17 protein-coding genes are annotated in these 17,053 nt (G+C 37.5%); all 17 read right to left on the bottom strand.

The features are described 5' to 3' along the window. Positions 1 to 287 precede the first annotated feature (287 nt). Positions 288 to 1,340 carry a type 2 isopentenyl-diphosphate Delta-isomerase gene (gene fni / locus KS419_RS21165; RefSeq protein ID WP_217068665.1) on the bottom strand — a complete coding sequence of 351 codons (1,053 nt, stop codon included), beginning with the start codon at positions 1,338 to 1,340 and terminating at the stop codon, positions 288 to 290. Between the two features lie 18 nt (positions 1,341 to 1,358). Further along, entirely contained in the window at positions 1,359 to 2,516 is a 1,158-nt protein-coding gene (rpsA, locus tag KS419_RS21170; protein ID WP_217068668.1) for a 30S ribosomal protein S1, read from the bottom strand. Between the two features lie 95 nt (positions 2,517 to 2,611). After that, on the bottom strand, positions 2,612 to 3,202 hold the full coding sequence (locus KS419_RS21175) for a lysophospholipid acyltransferase family protein (protein WP_217068670.1): 591 nt from the start codon (positions 3,200 to 3,202) through the stop codon (positions 2,612 to 2,614). Beyond that, the gene (cmk, locus tag KS419_RS21180) at positions 3,199 to 3,879 is read right to left on the bottom strand and encodes a (d)CMP kinase (RefSeq protein ID WP_217068676.1); all 681 of its coding nucleotides are present in this window, start codon (positions 3,877 to 3,879) and stop codon (positions 3,199 to 3,201) included. Before cmk ends, KS419_RS21175 begins: the two co-directional genes overlap by 4 nt. 103 nt (positions 3,880 to 3,982) lie before the next feature. Beyond that, positions 3,983 to 4,639, bottom strand: coding sequence for a flagellar brake protein (locus tag KS419_RS21185; RefSeq protein ID WP_217068678.1), 657 nt, complete (start codon positions 4,637 to 4,639; stop codon positions 3,983 to 3,985). 117 nt (positions 4,640 to 4,756) lie between these two features. After that, positions 4,757 to 6,115, bottom strand: a complete 1,359-nt coding sequence (gene ypeB / locus KS419_RS21190) for a germination protein YpeB (RefSeq protein WP_217068680.1) — start codon at positions 6,113 to 6,115, stop codon at positions 4,757 to 4,759. An 18-nt stretch (positions 6,116 to 6,133) separates the two neighbouring features. Continuing rightward, positions 6,134 to 7,270: a cell wall hydrolase gene (locus KS419_RS21195; RefSeq protein WP_217068682.1), complete on the bottom strand. Its 1,137-nt coding sequence runs from the start codon at positions 7,268 to 7,270 to the stop codon at positions 6,134 to 6,136. Between the two features lie 574 nt (positions 7,271 to 7,844). Next, complete coding sequence (locus KS419_RS21200) at positions 7,845 to 8,012, bottom strand: hypothetical protein (RefSeq protein WP_217068684.1); 168 nt, start codon at positions 8,010 to 8,012, stop codon at positions 7,845 to 7,847. Positions 8,013 to 8,053: 41 nt separating this feature from the next. After that, positions 8,054 to 8,725, bottom strand: a complete 672-nt coding sequence (gene prsW, locus KS419_RS21205; protein WP_217068686.1) for a glutamic-type intramembrane protease PrsW — start codon at positions 8,723 to 8,725, stop codon at positions 8,054 to 8,056. Between the two features lie 85 nt (positions 8,726 to 8,810). Beyond that, the gene (locus tag KS419_RS21210) at positions 8,811 to 9,776 is read right to left on the bottom strand and encodes an asparaginase (protein WP_217068688.1); all 966 of its coding nucleotides are present in this window, start codon (positions 9,774 to 9,776) and stop codon (positions 8,811 to 8,813) included. Between the two features lie 40 nt (positions 9,777 to 9,816). Next, on the bottom strand, positions 9,817 to 10,794 hold the full coding sequence (locus KS419_RS21215; RefSeq protein WP_217068690.1) for a YpdA family putative bacillithiol disulfide reductase: 978 nt from the start codon (positions 10,792 to 10,794) through the stop codon (positions 9,817 to 9,819). Positions 10,795 to 10,904: 110 nt separating this feature from the next. Further along, positions 10,905 to 12,188, bottom strand: a complete 1,284-nt coding sequence (locus KS419_RS21220) for a Glu/Leu/Phe/Val family dehydrogenase (RefSeq protein ID WP_217068749.1) — start codon at positions 12,186 to 12,188, stop codon at positions 10,905 to 10,907. 206 nt (positions 12,189 to 12,394) lie between these two features. Further along, positions 12,395 to 12,976: a genetic competence negative regulator gene (locus tag KS419_RS21225; RefSeq protein ID WP_217068692.1), complete on the bottom strand. Its 582-nt coding sequence runs from the start codon at positions 12,974 to 12,976 to the stop codon at positions 12,395 to 12,397. Positions 12,977 to 13,072: 96 nt separating this feature from the next. Next, complete coding sequence (locus tag KS419_RS21230) at positions 13,073 to 13,972, bottom strand: MerR family transcriptional regulator (protein WP_217068694.1); 900 nt, start codon at positions 13,970 to 13,972, stop codon at positions 13,073 to 13,075. Positions 13,973 to 14,052: 80 nt separating this feature from the next. Continuing rightward, entirely contained in the window at positions 14,053 to 14,814 is a 762-nt protein-coding gene (locus KS419_RS21235) for a metallophosphoesterase (RefSeq protein WP_217068696.1), read from the bottom strand. Then, entirely contained in the window at positions 14,811 to 15,194 is a 384-nt protein-coding gene (locus KS419_RS21240; RefSeq protein WP_217068697.1) for a hypothetical protein, read from the bottom strand. Before KS419_RS21240 ends, KS419_RS21235 begins: the two co-directional genes overlap by 4 nt. A 172-nt stretch (positions 15,195 to 15,366) precedes the next feature. Further along, complete coding sequence (locus KS419_RS21245) at positions 15,367 to 17,049, bottom strand: formate--tetrahydrofolate ligase (protein WP_217068698.1); 1,683 nt, start codon at positions 17,047 to 17,049, stop codon at positions 15,367 to 15,369. Positions 17,050 to 17,053 lie beyond the last annotated feature (4 nt).

Here is a 17,053-nt window from a genome sequence, read left to right on the forward strand (position 1 = left end):
CTCCTATCAAGCTTTTTAAAGATTGCGACGGCTACGCTCATTGCTTAGGGACTGTAAAAGTGGAAAAGCACCACTTTTTCAGTTCCCATGCGAGTTGGCGATGGAGCTAGACATTGCCCGAAGGTGCAAAAACTTATACTTTCTTTTAAAAAAGTGCTAGAGGCTGGGAGAAAAAGTGTTTTCAATGATATTTATTATTTGTTTCACTCCAGAAATTTACTTCGCTATGGTTTTGTTTAGTTTTATCTCAGTAAAAACTATAGTTGTGTCCCAGCCTCTACATAGTTCTAATTTCGGTTTGCAAAGTATTTTGTTGAAATATTTCTCTCTTCTAACCATTCTTTTGTATGACCAGTAATAACAAGGGGAGCCCTTTGTAGCATGTTAATATCCGTTACTCCTAATGCCGTCATGATTAGTTTTATTTCGTAAAGAATCGAAGTTAAATAATCAATGGCACCACCGACACCATGTTCTTGTACTTTTTTTAAAACAATTCCTGCCATTCCAGCAGCATTTGCTCCTAATGAAATCGACTTTGCTATATCAGAAGCGGTCTGTATGCCACCGCTGGCCAAGACAGTACAGTCGTTTTCCCCTTGGGAAGCCTCAGCAATAGACACAACTGTCGGTATCCCCCAATCATTAAAAAAAGGAAGCCTCTGGTCTCGTCGGGCATTTTCTATTTTGGAGAAGTTTGTTCCACCGTAACCACCAACATCTACGATGGAAACACCTACGGACTTTAACTTTTTCACCGTCTCTCTACTCATCCCAAATCCTACTTCCTTTACAATTACCGGAACAGAGAGGGAAGAACAAATGTCACCAATACGTTCTAATGCACCTTTAAAATGACGATCACCCTCTGGCATGACTAGCTCCTGTATCACGTTTAAATGTATTTGCAGGGCATTTGCTTCCAACATGTCTACACATGCCTTGCCTTGTTCCACCGTTGCTTCACTTCCAACATTCGCAAATACAATTCCCGACGGATTCGTTTTCCGAATGATTTGATAAGTAGAAATTTCACTTGCATTTTTTATGGCTGCCATTTGTGACCCAACAGCAACTGGAATATTTAATTCCCTGGCTACTTCTGCTAATTGCCGGTTTATTCCTTCTGTCCCTTTACCACCGCCACCAGTCATTGCATTGATAAAAATTGGCGAACCGATTTCCAGTTCGCCAATAAAACTTGTTAATGAAATATCATTTACATTTACATCTGGTAGACTATGGTGAATAAAGCGAATGTCATCAAAACCCGTTTCTCGAGATTGTCCTGTATTTAAAGCGTGCTCAATGTGCTCTAATTTCCGCTTTGATCGACTCATCCTCTTTTCACCTACAAACTAATTTTTATATTTTTTCAATTGATCTCCAATGACATCACCTAGGGAAAATCCTCCGTGATCTTCTTCTTTCTGATATTCTTTCTTCACTTCGTTTTCATACTTTTGTTGCTCTTCTTCTTCTATTGCCCGGATACTTAAGGAGATGCGTTTTTCCGAGAGATTTACATCTAATACTTTCACACTGACGCTTTCCCCTTCTTTTAACACTTCACCAGGCGTACCAATATGGCGATTTGCAATTTGCGATATATGAACTAGTCCCTCTACCCCTGGAGCAATTTCGATAAACGCACCAAAAGAAACTAAACGTTTTACAATACCCTCTACAATATCACCTTGGTTAACTTTCCCTTCTAATGCTTGCCAAGGTCCAGGTAGCGTTTCCTTAATGGATAATGAAATCCTTTCGTTATCAGGGTCTACAGACAGAACTTTTACTTTTATAACTTGGCCTTCACTGACAACCTCTGACGGGTTATCCACATGATGATGTGCCATTTGAGAAATATGAACAAGTCCATCTACTCCACCAATGTCTACAAATGCACCAAAGTCCGTTAAACGTTGAACCGTGCCATCTAAAACGTCTCCTTGGTTAATAGAGAATAATGTACTGCGTTTTTTCTCTGTCGCCTCTTCATCCAGTACAGCACGTTGAGAGAGAATTAGCTTATTTTTCTCTTTATCCATCTCCACCACTTTTAAACGGAGTTTCTTCCCTTTATAGTCTGAAAAATCTTCTACAAAATGCCGTTCTACTAACGAGGCAGGAATGAATCCACGAACACCCACATCTACGACAAGACCACCTTTTACTACTTCGGCTACTTCAGCATCAAAAGCAACTCCAGATTCTTTTTTCTCTTCCATTTCAATCCATGCTTTTTCAGCAGCAACAGCTTTTTTAGATAAAACTAATTCTTCCTCAGTTAATTTAATTACTTTCAGCTCTACTTTGTCACCTTCTTGGAGTACATCGCTTACAGTTTCCACATGCAAACTGGACAATTCACTGATTGGAATCAATCCATCCATTTTATACCCCACGTTTACAAACGCTTGTTTTTCTTCTACTTTAGTAATGGTTCCCGTTACAATATCACCGACTGAAATATCTGTGAAATCAGTCATCTCTTTATTCATTTCCTCTTCCATTGACAAAACCCTCCCTAATCCCGAACAACCGGGCACTTAGCTTAAATATAAATATTTATGTGATCTCCCTTGGTGAAGGGGAGAAGTTGCTCTAGCTATACTTTTTGATTTTCGGTTAGGATTTTTTGAATCCCTTCCATTATTTTTTTTGTTGCCATTTCAGCAGAGGCACGTTCCTGCCTTAAGGAGACCATATCAATTGGTTCCCCGTAAACTATAGTCAGTTTTGAAAAAATACGATATGTACCAATAATTCCACAAGGTACTACATTAGCATCCGATCGAAGGGCAAAAAAACCAACTCCAGCCAGTCCTTCTCCCAATTCTTTCGTCTTACTCCTTGTACCTTCGGGAAAAATACCTATCATTTTCCCTTCTTTTAAAAGGTTTAATCCTGTTCTTAATGCCTGTCTGTCGCTCATTCCCCTCCGAATTGGAAATGCACCTAACTTAGGAATAATTATTTTTAAGATTGGTACTTCGAATAGTTCAGCTTTTGCCATAAAACAAACTTGGCGCTTAATAAACGATCCGACTAAAGGTGGATCCATCAGATGGATGTGGTTACTACATAATAAAACCCCTCCATCATTCGGTATATTTTCTTTTCCTATTATTTCAACACGGTAAAATAACCGTAAATAAGATCGACATAAAAATTTCCCTACACGATATAAACGACTCACTTCATCATGTCCTTTCGCTCTCTGGCCAACGATAATATTATTTCTACTACTTCCGGGATCGTCATTTTTGTTGAGTCTATTTCAATTGCATCTGTTGCTTTTTTTAACGGTGCCACTTCTCGCTCCGAGTCTATCTGGTCTCTTTTACGAATCTCATTCTTTAATATATTTAGATCAGATGGATGTCCCTTTGACAAAAGTTCTTCATGCCGTCGTTTAGCACGCTCATCTACAGAGGCAGTTAAAAATATCTTTAATTCTGCAAAAGGCAAGACAGCTGTACCAATGTCTCGTCCATCCATGACAGTTCCACCACCTTCAGCTAACTCTTGTTGTCTTTTCACCATTTCTTCCCTTATTTCAAGGTGTTTTGCAACATAAGAGACTTGGTTGGTTACTGCCTTTGAACGTATCTCTTCTGTTATATTAACACCATTTACTTGAATAATCTGTTTTCCTTCTTGATTCATTAGATCAATCTTCAATTGGTGAAGTAAGTGGATTAAGTTAAGTCCATCATTAACATCCACATTCTGTTTTAATGCCTCATATGTGACCGCTCGATACATGGCTCCAGTATCAATGTATACGTAGGACAGTTGATCGGCGACCATTTTAGCAACGGTACTTTTTCCAGCTCCTGCAGGTCCATCAATTGCAATGTTCATGTTCTTCATGTTGAAAAAGCCCTTCCTAATTTAAACTTTTTGTCAGTTATCTTCGTATATCTTATCATATTTAGACGATAATGGTCTATTCTTTCAGATCAATAATGAGAGACTATTGTTTTACTTTTTTTCTTAAGTTTAACTGTTTTTCATAACAATAGCGGACTATTTTTTGACGATCCCCTTCCGTAAGATCTATAAACTGAAAGGAACCTTTTCTTTGTCCTTGTTTCTCAATAATTCGTATTAATTTTCCCTTTGTCTTAATAAAATAAATATCTCCCGTTTGGAAATGGAGCGGGAAGTACAAAGATACTACTGTGTTATCCGGCAATTTATTATTCTTCGGTATTAATGTGGCTATTCCACCACCACTAATATCTAATGTTATGGTTGTAAAAGGTGGGAAGCTCTGATCGATGGAATGGATTGCAACATCTATTGCCGTATCAATTCGCACATACTGTCTTCGTTGAATCCGTATATAATTTTGTTGGCCTGGATCATGAATGATTAACATTGGAATTTTTTTTTCTAATTTTCCTAATACTTCGGTATGGAAAAGGTAAATGGCTTCGTCTTTTCCTATGAACCATACTTTAAGCTCCGTCCCCGGAAATAAAAAGTGCGGCTTTTTAGTCTCCTCGTCAACAGGATAATCAATAAAAAGCTGATTATCTTGGTAATCAAGTAACTTGCTGCGATACTTTTTTCGTTCATGATCCGGATCATTCAATTCTAAAAATAAATTTGTACTTACTTTAATCAAATGAACCTTCCTCTCCCAAATATCTTCATATTTAAAATATATTTCGAGAAAAAAGAATGAAATCCTTCTTTTGTATGAGAAAAATACCCCTGATACTTAGTATCAAGGGTAATATTCTTAATTATCACGGTAAATTGGCTCTGCATTCGCAAGCTTTTCTACTTGTTCCTCCCGGCCATTTTCCGCATTTATAAAGATGCGGTAGGTGTCTTGATTAATTACACCGTAAAATTCATGACATAAAACTTCTTCTTCTAATTGATTCTTGATAATCGCCAAATGATGTTCCATTACTTCTAGATTAGGATTTAATTGTTCTTCCGCTTCTTCCCTACTGACTTTTTCCTCAAATTCGTCACGGTCATTATGGTTTTCTATAAAAGCAAATCCCTCATAACCGATAACATCCCCTTCGTCTAATGCAACTTCGAGAACAACGGAATCGGAGTAAACACGAATGTTATCTTTCAAACCTGCGAAATTAAAAACTCCAATATTGTCATATTGTTTACTATCGACTAACTGCATATTGTCAAAATTATTCTTCTGAAGAAATTCCTTTGCATTTTCTGACGCCTCATTCAAACTAATATTTTGGCTGTCAATATCCCTTTCATTTAACATCCATACAGGATGTCCGCCCTTTTTTGTAATGTCCATTACTATATTTGTTCCGTGATTTTCATCCGGTATAGTTAGACTATATGCCTCATAGGCTAAACCTTCTCCTGTCATGGTGACCTCTGCATTGTTTAATTGGTTATGGTTATGGTCAAGAAACTCCATAGCCTTATTTAAAGCTTCCTCTTCACTAATTTCTTCTTGATTAGCTATTACTTCTGCAATATCTTCATCAGTTGTTGTTAATTCTGATAAACCTGCTCCAAAATCTACTTCCGAAAACCCTTCCACTTTTTCATTAATAATATGGAATCCGTTTATAATCGAATTATTTAATGGCTCGTCTTCCGAAGCAAGTGCCATTTCCACATCCATCCACCTTAAGTTATCCCTTAGTACCATAGATTGCACTTTACGCAGTTCATCCTGAATTTCACCTGATTGTTCATAAAGTGTTTCTAATGTTTTATATTCCTCTTCTGTTAATGGATCCTGTTCTAAATCTCGAATCGCATTTTTATAAGAGAATTCACCTATTTTATATAAATATTCTTCTGTTTTACTAAATGGCATCAACGCTAAAGGTAATTGACCTAAATCATTTTGAGCCTGAGATGTAACTCTCCAGACTTCAGCTAAAGATGGAGATAACCTTTCCCTTGAATTCATTGCTAAGGTGGAACCTATCTCATCATGCAACAAATCCACTTGATATGTTAATTCGTGAAATGCCCGTTGGTAATTATTTTCTGCTTTAATAAGGATCGCATTTTTTTCCTGATGCTCTTTATACCCCCAAAAACCAGTACCAACAAGGACAACTGCTAATAATCCAATGATGACAGATCGTATCAAATTAAACACCTCCGTTCATTATTTACAAAAGATATGTTTTCCGATACGTTTTATTTGAGGTCTAGACCAAATCCAACCAGAAGTTGCCGTATCAGGATTGAAATAATACATGGCATTTCCAGACGGATCTTGACCATTAATTGCGTCAAGAACTGCTTTCCTTGCCGTTTCATTAGGCTCTAGATATATCTGTCCATCCGCGACAGCAGTAAATGCCCGTGGTTCAAAGATGACCCCAGATACAGTATTAGGGAAAGTGGGACTTCGGAGGCGATTTAATATTACCGCTGCCACTGCCACCTGCCCTACATACGGTTCTCCACGCGCTTCACCATATACAGCTTGAGCCATAATTTGAATATCATTATCAGTAAATCCTTCCGGTACATTAATAGCGCTTTCCACACCAATATCATCATCTTGCGGTTCTACCGCTTCTTCTTCTGGTGCTGGAGTTTCAGGTGTGGTTTCTTCTGGTGGAGCTCCTTCCCCAGGCTGTTCTCCTTGCTGCTGACCTGTTTCTGGAGGAGTCTCACCAGGTGGTGTCTCTTCACCCTGCCCAGGAGTTTGTTGAGCCTGATCGGGTTGTTGTTGGGGTTGTTCTGACGCACCACCTTGACCTGTTTCTGGTGCTTCTTGTCCTTGCCCTGGGGCTTCTTGTTCAGGACTAGGAGTTCCCTTTTGTCCTCTTTGACCTTCTTGGCCGCCTTTTGGTTTTTTCTGAGTCCCTTTTGAATCTTTACTCCCTTTCGGCCCCTTTTGAATCTCTTTAGGAGTTCCACCGTAGTAAGTGAATTTTCGCCCTTCTCTAATCATTCGATGAACCCATTCTTTATCATAATCAGTAGCTCTTTCTAACATATTTTTCATTTGATCTCCAACTAAACCATCCACATCCATTCCAAACTCAGATTGAAAGTTTCGGACTGCCCAATATGTGCCCCATCCGAAAACACCATCAATGTTTCCATCATAAAACCCGATGTATTGGAGCCTCGCCTGTAACTCTACTACGTCATCCCCAGTTGCACCTTTCTGAATGACTTGCTCTGAAAATGCATCTGCTGGTTGAGGGGTTAATAATAGTGATACATAAATAAACATCGAGATGATGATGCACAATCGTTTCTTTGTCCTATTCATGCTGTCTCTCATGTGACACATCCTCCTCATTTATTCAATATGGATAGTTTTAGCTGACAAGCCCATTTTATACAAACAAACCACTTATTTTCTTTTGTTTATAAGAAAAGCGCAAGCGCCTATGGTCACGAGCGTAGGGCAGTGGAGGAATGACAACAGAAGTCCGCTCTTTGACTTCAGGTGTCACTTCCGAAGTGCCCCGTAGCGAGTAGGAGCTGGAGCTAGACAAAGAAAAGCGCAAGCGCCTTGGTCACGAGCGTAGGGCAGTGGAGGAATGACAACAGAAGTCCGCTCTTTGACTTCAGTTGTCACTTCCGAAGTGCCCCGCAGCGAGTAGGCGCTGGAGCTAGACAAAGAAAAGCGCAAGCGCCTAAGATTACGAGTGTAGGGCAGTGCCTCTTCCTCTACAAGTATCGCTCTGAAGAATATCCGTCCATCGGGCAAAGCGCCACGTCCTGTGGCATGCCCGAAGTCAAGAAAGTAAATAAATTGTAGCAATGTCATTTAAACAACAAAAAAGCTGTCCTATAAGAATAAAGCATTCTTAAAGAACAACCTCTAAAGTAATATAAATGGTTGACAATTATTATTCAGGCGACACATCCACTTCAAGTTTCTTTTCATTACCACAGATACACCGTTTAAAACCGGTGTCAAAACCTCCTTCATGATTCAAACGCCCACGAAGAATATATTTTTCACCACATTGATTACAGCGAATCGTTACTTTAAATCGGGGCTTTGCATCTGACAAGTGAATCCACTCCTTTATCTAAGAAAGTCCTTTCTGTTTATCTATGATGCCATATTTTTTTGAATAAATGTTCGTTGACTTTGGTTGGCTTTTTTCACTTTTCTTATCCCAAGTATCCATAAGAAAATCATAAAAGGGATGGAAAAATACATCCATCTGTTTTGAGTAAGGAAAATCAGATTATATGAACTGTGTAATAAATATGGAAAAAAGAAAGAGTAGAATAAAAACCTAACCTTTTTTTTCTTATTAAATTTCGCGCACCCGAGATAATAGCCCATAACCACTCCGAATAAAGCATGGCTACTAACAGGAAATAATGCCCTTAAAAATGCTGTTTCTAATCCATTAGAAATTAAATACAACATATTTTCTGCAGATGCAAATCCTAAGGCTACTGCAGTGGCGTATACAATACCATCATAGCGTTGATTAAAATGAACGTGATGAAAAACAGCGATCATAACAATAAACCATTTTAGAAATTCCTCGATGAGTGCTGTTTGAATAAATGCCTCCATAAAAGTACTTTTAATAATTCCCTCTTCCATTAGGGCATATTGGATAAACATAATTGGAAAAACCAGTAGTGCTCCAAATAAAAAGCAACGGATGACTGAGGAAAGGGGTTCTTGTTCGTATTCGTCCTTAAAATAAAAGAAAAATAGTAACGCTATTGCTGGAGCAAGTCCCGCTGTTATTAATGAAAGCATGGACTCATCGCCTTTCATAATTAGTTCATTTATTTAATGGTATGAGAAATAGCGAGTATAAGCAACAGTTATTTTCCCTAGCTAATTAAAGGAGAAAGCCTTTCCTTATATCTTCTTCTGCTCTTAACAAAGCAATTAATTTAATTCTTGCTTTTTTACTATCGTAATCTTTTCCTAAAATAACACCAGATTCACTTAGATCAAAGGCACTCCCTTTATAATCATATGTTGTATAAACTTCCCCTTCTTCTGCTGCTGTAGTAATGACTATATGAATCCCTCTCTCCACTGCTTCTGCAATTGCCTCCATCATGAGTGGGGACACTTGTCCTCTGCCAACTCCCTCAATAATAATTCCATCGACGTTAGATGTTATACAAGCTTTTATAAATTTATCATCTGAACCTAAATAACATTTTATAATTTCAACTGATGGAATCTCCTTTTGTTTCGGTGGGTATTTTTCATTGTCAATCGGCTTTTGATATAGATGGAGTTTATCATTATCAATAATTCCTAAATAGCCAAAACCGAAAGAATTGAATCCTTGAATATTTGAAGCATGTTCTTTTTTAACATATTTAGCAGCAAAAACCCTTTCGTTGAACACTACTACTGTTCCCATATTCCTCAGTTGATTATCACAGGTTGAATAAATAGCATGTCGAAGGTTAATAAAAGCATCACTCCCTAATTGTTCCGGTGATCGCTGAGAACCAGTCACAACTATTGGCCTAGCATCCGATACGGTTAAATCTAGAAAGTAAGCCGTTTCTTCCAGGGAGTCAGTGCCTTGGGTAACGACAATACCAGATATATCCTTGTCTTGAAAAATTGAATTAATTTTCTGCCGCACATCATCCAGATCCTCAAAGGTGAGATGCATACTTGGTTTTTGCAATAAAGAATAAATTTGAATATCAATATCTTGAGGGAGATCTAATATCTCACTTAATTCTTCTCCAGTCATTGCGCCAGAGTTTAATCTCCCTTCTTTATTATGCTTACTAGCAATGGTTCCTCCTGTTGTGATAACTGCTACTCTTTTCATAGGAATTCCTCCAGTAGGATAAAGTAAATGAGATTTTTCTTTATCCTCGCTCTTTGATTATATTTGCTATTTTGTCCCCATGATATCGACCATTTTCAATAAAAATTTCATTTGCATTATTTCCGGCAGCAATGACCCCAGCAATAAAAATGTTCGTCACATTCGTCTCCATTGATACATCATAGGTTGGTCTCCCTGATCGTGAATCAATTGTCACTCCCATGCTTTGAATGAAAGAGTGATCCGGATGATATCCTGTCATCGCAAAAACGAAGTCAGCTTTTTTCTCATTCCTATCCCCATTCTTCTCGTATATGAGCGTGTTCTCTTTAATTTCAAGTATATTCGTTCCAAAGTGCATCTCGATTTTTCCATGTTTAACTAAGGATTCAAATTCTGGCAAAATCCAAGGCTTAATACTTGGGGAATATGTCTCTCCCCTATAAAACACAGTAACCTTAGCCCCGGCTTTTTCTAATTCTAAAGCAGCATCGACAGCAGAGTTTTTCCCGCCGATGACCGCAACATGTTGATCAAAAAAAGGATGCGCTTCTTTAAAGTAGTGATAGACATGGGGAAGTTCCTCCCCTTTGATACCCATCATGTTTGGAGAATCATAATAACCGGTTGCCATGATGATATAACTTGCTTTATAGTGGTTTTTCTTGCCGGATAAGGTTATGGCAACGACAGAAAATTGGCCACTATCTTCTTTAGTCACTTCAATAACCTTCTCAAAAGCATTTATTCTTATGTTCTTTTCCTTTACAACTTGACGATAGTATACAAGGGCCTCATTTCGTTTAGGTTTTCTCTCTGTACTATAAAAAGGAACATCTCCGATGGAAAGTTTTTCACTCGTACTAAAAAATTGTTGATGTGTAGGATAATTATATAATGCATTCACAATATTACCTTTTTCAATCACAAGGGGATCCATACCAATGCGTTGAATTGCTATTGCTGCTGCTAATCCACACGGGCCACCACCAATAATAATCACTTTCTCTTGTTTCATTGTTTACACCTCTAGTCTCAACATAAAAATGCATTCATTATGTATTATGATACAGTAAATAAAGAAATTCAAAAAAAACCTCCCAACCACGGAAAGGTTTTTTTAGAAATTTATATCCATCCCCTAAATCTGCTGGCCTCCGCCATTTTACGAACACCTACCATGTAGGCAGCAAGACGCATATCAACTCCTCTAGAAGATGAAACACGATAGACATTATCAAAAGAAGTTACCATTACTTTTTCTAAACGTTCTTCCACTTCCTCTTCTGTCCAATAAAAGCCTTGATTATTTTGGACCCACTCAAAGTAACTGACAGTAACACCACCTGCTGATGCTAAGACATCTGGAACTAGAAGCACACCTCGTTCATTTAAAATTTCCGTTGCCTCAATTGTCGTTGGGCCATTTGCAGCTTCTACAATGATCTCTGCCTTTATTTTATGAGCATTTTGTTCCGTTATCTGATTTTCAATTGCGGCGGGAACTAAAATATCACAATCTAATTCTAATAATTCATTATTTGAGATTGTATTCTTAAATAGTTTCGTAACAGTGCCAAAACTATCCCTTCTATCTAGTAAATAGTCAATATCCAAACCATCAGGATCATGTAATCCCCCATAAACATCTGAGATGCCCACTACCTTCGCTCCAGCATCATGCATGAACTTCGCAAGAAAACTTCCTGCATTTCCAAAACCCTGGATGACAATTCTTGCCCCTTCCATATTTATCCCTTTCTTTTTTGCAGCTTCTCTTATACAGATGGTTACCCCTTTAGCGGTTGCTGATTCCCTTCCATGGGAACCTCCTAACACAATCGGTTTACCAGTAATGAAACCTGGAGAATCAAATTCTTTCATTCTACTATATTCATCCATCATCCAAGCCATAATTTGAGAATTGGTAAACACATCGGGAGCAGGAATGTCTTTCGTTGGGCCAACAATTTGACTTATAGCCCTAACATAACCACGGCTTAACCGTTCTAATTCAGGAAATGACATCTCCCTAGGATCACAAACGATTCCCCCTTTCCCTCCGCCATAAGGTAAGTCTACAATCCCTGCCTTCAAACTCATCCATATTGATAGCGCTTTCACTTCTGTTTCTGTCACATCAGGATGAAATCTTACACCACCCTTTGTTGGTCCAACAGCGTCATTGTGCTGCGCCCTATAACCTGTAAAAATCTGAATGGATCCATCATCCATTCGGACTGGAATTCGCACGGTCATCATACGAAGAGGTTCCTTCATAAGTTCATACACTTCAGTTGGATACCCTAAACGATCCAAAGCTTTTTTTATAACTGTTCTTGTTGCAATTAACACATCTTGTTTTTGCAACTTATCAGTCCCTAGTGTCTTTTCTTCTCTTTCATTTTCCATTTTTTCATTCCCTTTCATTACTTTCACCTCTGCGTCAATAAGCATTATTAAAAGTTCATGACACGTTACTATACTTCTACTATAAATAATATAACTATATATTTCCACTATTCTTTTCCAATAGCCTTATGGATAAGGCTAACCTTTTCTTTTTTAGTAACGAAATGACATTCAATAAAAAAACTCCTTCTAGAGATTAGGAGTTTTTATGAAAAATAACTATTTAATTGCTTCATCGCTTTCTCATGAATAATGACATTTCCATATTCTGCTAATCTGTGTGAAGTGATTGTGGAACTTTCCCCGAACTCCACGACAAGTGGGATAAAGTTATCCATTGAAAATGGGGCAGCATCTGTCTCATAAAATAAAAGAAAATATTTATCTTGAAAGGAGTATAAAACACCGTTTTCGATTCCCAATCTTTCACACTCTTTTGCTAATTGTATGACATGTTCAATGGATTCAAATTTAAAAATCAGATGTTCATTTACATCCAATGTAATTTGTAATTCAATAAAGGAATCATCAAAAGATTCCTCTTCATCTTCTGTAATTGTAACGATGACTACCATTCCTTGAGAAGGTAACGCAAATACTTCCACTATAACAGGACCTTCCGCATCAAAGCCAAGTTCATCGCTTGCTTCTGATATCATCTCCCGAAATAAATCGTGGACTTTAGGAATATCCATCCATATTTCCTCTTTCGTTATTCCCCTCTCTTGAAGGTCATCGAAGGTTAAGAATATTTTTATTTTATCAGATGCTAACCGCTCCAGGCGCATGGTTGGTCCTCCTCAATGGTCCATATTACAACAATACTCTTTACTTTTAAACTATGTTTAGAGCATGTTTTTGGTTCAACCGAATACCCAGAAAGATTAAGTTAATGCATCCTTTAACCATGTCTCCCATTCTTCCTCTGTCTTCCCGACGAGAAATTGTTCGTAGTCGTCTTCATTTTTATTAAGAAGATGTTCCGTACCACTACCACCAATACCTACTTTAATTTCATTATTAAACTCATTGGTTATAGTCGTTGCTATTTCCAGTGTCCCTATAATATTTTCTTCCATTGTGCACGACAAAAAAATCATTTTTGGCTTTATTTTGTAGGCCACTTGAATAATGTCCACTTCCGGAATACCACTACCTAAGTAAATTGTATCAAATCCCCTTCTTTTTAAATAAAAAGTAAAAATAAGCAATCCAATTTCGTGTAATTCTTTAGGTGTGCAGACACAAAGTACTTTTGGTAATAATCCATCAACAGGAAGATGTTGAAACACCATTCCTATTCTTGTTCTTACATAAGAAGTTGCAAAATGTTCGTTTGCAATGGTTATTTCCCCTTTTTCCCACTTATCACCTACTTCAATCATAATAGGTCCGAGAATATGGATAACGACTTTCTCCATAGAGTATATAGCAAAGGCCTGATCTAACAGTTGATTGCATCTTCCCTCCTCAAAGTTAAGAAGAGAAAGTAAAATCTCCCGCTTAAGTTTATTTAATTGATCGCTATCATAAGTATCATCTGAAAAAACAGAAACCATTTCTTCTTTTTCTAGAATATCTACAGCTTGTCCAATAGTAAATCCACTATTTATTTTCCTAATTAACCATTTTAATATCGCCACTTGCTCTTCCGTATAAAGACGATGACCAGCCTGGTTTCTTACTGGTTCTATTATTTTATAACGCCTTTCCCAAGCTCTCAATGTCCCCGCCTGAATACCAAGTAACTTGGAAACTGCCTTTATGTTATATTTACCATCCATCTTCTCACCCACTTCAATATAATACAGTACTAGTATAGTCGAAAAGTTTAGGGGATGTAAAATTTTGTAACTTTTTGTCTCTAATTATCTGCCGTACGCTTTCCTTTTAATGTGAAAACATGGACTTGAGATTCTGTACCTAATCGAAGCGGTAATTTTCTTGTTCCGAATCCGCTACTTATAAAAACCGGTACATTCTTTTTCCGTTTCCATCCCCCTTTTTCCGCTATTCCAAGAGGTCCAAGTCTTATTTGACCTCCATGAGTATGTCCGCATAGGAGAGCGATGACTTTGGACGGTTCTTCCAATTCAAGTTCATATATAGCATCTGGATCGTGACTTATTATGAGGGAATAGCCGATAGATCTTCGTACGATTGTACGTTCTACCCTTCCATATTCTGTATCGTCAATCCCCACAATACTCCATTGTTCCGTGTCATTTATGACATGGACTTCATTTCTAAGAGTTTTTACATTAAAACGATTAAGAATATCCTCAAGTCTCTGTTCCCCAAATTCATAATCATTATTACCCCAAACAAAAAAAACTTCACCAAGGCTAGAAAGGTAAGATACGTTTTTTTCTATTATTTCCGCCCGTACCCCTTTTTCCGTTAGATCTCCTCCAATAATGACAAAATCAACATTAGTAAAAGAGTATAACCAATCTTTATCCAATAACCTCCTGTGAATATCAGTAATAAATAATATTTTTCTCTCCGTCATTTCAATTGGAAAAAAAAGAACTTCTTCCGTATATGTATTTTTATGTGCCTTTTGATACATGTAATATATCATTAATAGGGCTGCCGTTAAAATGATTACAACATATTGAATCAATTTTTTTCTCTCCTTGAGTACCTTTGTACTCTTTTGGAATATTCAATGCTCTCCATTATAGCATATCCAATGGCAAAAATTAGAACTAGTACTGCTGAAAAGCGGTATACAAGTATTGTAAGTGTGATAAAAATAGCATAAAAAATTTTTTCGTGTTTCGTTTCTCTATTAATAATTGGCTTTAAAAGTACAAATATGATTTTTGAAAAGGCGAGAAAACTGACAATAAAGCTGATAATAGCAATAAAATAGGAAAAGGGTTCAAATACAAGAGATTCCTTCCATTCGTCTATTGAATAAGAAATAACTTCAGAGAACTGGTTTGAAAATAGATGAAGTCCAAAAAAACTCATTAGTACTGTAAGGATTTTTCTCTTCATTTTTCCATAGAACCACCTTTCTATTCCCAGTTATATAGGAGTATATGATTCTACACAAAGAAGTTTCATTACTAATTTAAAACAATAAATGTCTTTTGAACAGAAATGCTAACATAAAAGAGGCAGTCTTTTAAAGGTTGCATTTAGCGACCTTATAGACTGCCTCTATCCTTTAAAACAAACCGACTGCCTTACCATCTTCGTCAACGTCCATTTTCATGGCTGCTGGTTCTTTTGGTAATCCTGGCATCGTCATTACATTACCGGTTAAGGCAACGATAAATCCTGCACCAATGGAAGGTTTCAATTCCCTGACGTGAAGAATAAAACCGGTGGGACGTCCTAATTTAGTGGGATCATCCGATAAAGAGTATTGTGATTTTGCCATACAGATAGGCAAATCACTCCAACCATTTTTCTCGAAAATTGCAATTTGCTTTTCTGCTAGTGGAGATAGTTCAATTTCTTCTGCACCGTAAACTTTCGTGGCAATAGCTTTAATTTTTTCCTTTATGGACATCGTTACATCATACAAATGCTTGAAATTGTTATTTGCCTTTGATAATTCTTTTGTAACTCGAATAGCAAGATCCCGTCCGCCTTCTCCACCATTAGCCCATACATCAGCTAATTCAACATTAACTCCTTGTTCCTCACACCAAGTCCTTAATGTTTCAATTTCTTTCTCTTTGTCATGAACAAATTTATTGATAGCAACCACATGTGGCAGACCAAATTCTCTAATTGTTTCGACGTGTTTCTCTAAATTTGCCAATCCGGCCTTCAAAGCTTGAATATTCTCTTCTTTCAATTGGTCCTTCGAAACGCCACCATGCATTTTCAATGCTCGGACCGTTGCTACAATGACAACAAGGTCTGGGTTTATCTCCCCTGCTCTTGTTTTAATATTAAGAAATTTTTCTGCTCCTAAATCTGCCCCAAAACCTGCTTCTGTTACGACAAAATCAGCTAGTTTAGCAGCTAATTTCGTTGCAATTACACTGTTACATCCGTGTGCGATATTCGCAAATGGACCTCCATGGATAAGAGCAGGAGTATTTTCTAACGTTTGTACTATATTAGGTTTCAGCGCTTCTTTCAATAATAAGGTTACTGCACCTTCAGCCTTTAAATCCTTGACAGTGACCGGTTTTTCCTCCGGTGTATATGCCACCACAACTTTAGCGACCCTTTTTTTAAGATCATTTAAATTTTTTGCCAAACATAATATGGCCATTATTTCAGAGGCTACGGTTATATCAAAACCGTTTTCCCTTGGAACTCCTTGCAATGGTCCCCCTAATCCGATAATTATATTCCTGAGGGCACGGTCATTCATATCTAATACACGCTTCCATACGATACGGCGCACATCAATATTAAGTTCATTACCGCGATGTATATGGTTGTCAAGGATTGCTGCAATAGCATTATGTGCCGTTGTTATAGCATGTATATCTCCGGTGAAGTGAAGATTAATATCTTCCATCGGAACAACTTGAGAGTATCCTCCACCTGCAGCTCCCCCTTTAATCCCCATGGTAGGTCCTAAAGATGGTTCACGAAGTGCAATCATCGTTTTTTTACCAATCTTATTTAATGCTTGCCCTAAACCAACTGTTACAGTTGATTTTCCTTCTCCTGCAGGAGTGGGGTTTATGGCAGTAACTAAAATAACCTTTCCGTCTGGTTCATTTTTCAATCGATCCATAATAGTTAAGGAAAGTTTTGCTTTATAATGACCATAAGGCTCCCATTCTTCTTCTGATATCTTTAATTCCTTCACGATGTCTTTAATAGGAATCATATTAGCCATTTGGGCAATTTCAATATCTGATTTTACTTCTTTACTCACACAA

It is taken from the genome of Evansella tamaricis, from assembly GCF_019042215.1.
GTDB lineage: Bacteria > Bacillota > Bacilli > Bacillales > Salisediminibacteriaceae > Evansella > Evansella tamaricis.